The organism is Dietzia massiliensis (assembly GCF_018390595.1).
GTDB lineage: Bacteria > Actinomycetota > Actinomycetes > Mycobacteriales > Mycobacteriaceae > Dietzia > Dietzia massiliensis.
In genome coordinates, this window is the sequence record NZ_JAHBAV010000245.1 from 1 (window position 1) to 410 (window position 410).

1 protein-coding gene is annotated in these 410 nt (G+C 55.6%); it reads right to left on the reverse strand.

Annotated elements, in window-relative coordinates:
- Window positions 1-225: 225 nt before the first annotated feature.
- A partial coding sequence (locus tag KHA85_RS20450) for an N-acetylmuramoyl-L-alanine amidase-like domain-containing protein (RefSeq protein ID WP_213186701.1) occupies window positions 226-410 on the reverse strand: 185 nt, incomplete at its 5' end.

Below are 410 nucleotides of genomic sequence, written 5' to 3' on the forward strand. Positions count from 1 at the left end.
ATATGGTTCCGATCGGTTTTTTGATCGCAGCCCTGAAGCGCCAAAACGGCGGCGAAGGCCGCCGCCAGAGGGGTGATACGCCAGCGTAAGGTCATCGAAGTCTCCCTGAAAAGAACAATAAAATCAGTTGGTTTTTGTTCTTACAGCTAAGCTTGAACCGCCGATGAAGTCAAACGCTCGCTCAGCATAAACGGCTATAGCTTATAGCCGTTATGCGGCGGGGGATTATCGGCTGAGCGAACGCAGCACCACGATGCCCGGCGTGGCCATCACGTAATCCATAAAGGGCGAATCGACCACCCGCATGTTGGCCTTGCGCGATGAGGCGTTGCGCAGCACCGGGCCGTTGTCGGTCATCACGAATATGCCGGTGTGGGTCACGTCCAGCCCGTCCAGGTTGGTGTAAATAC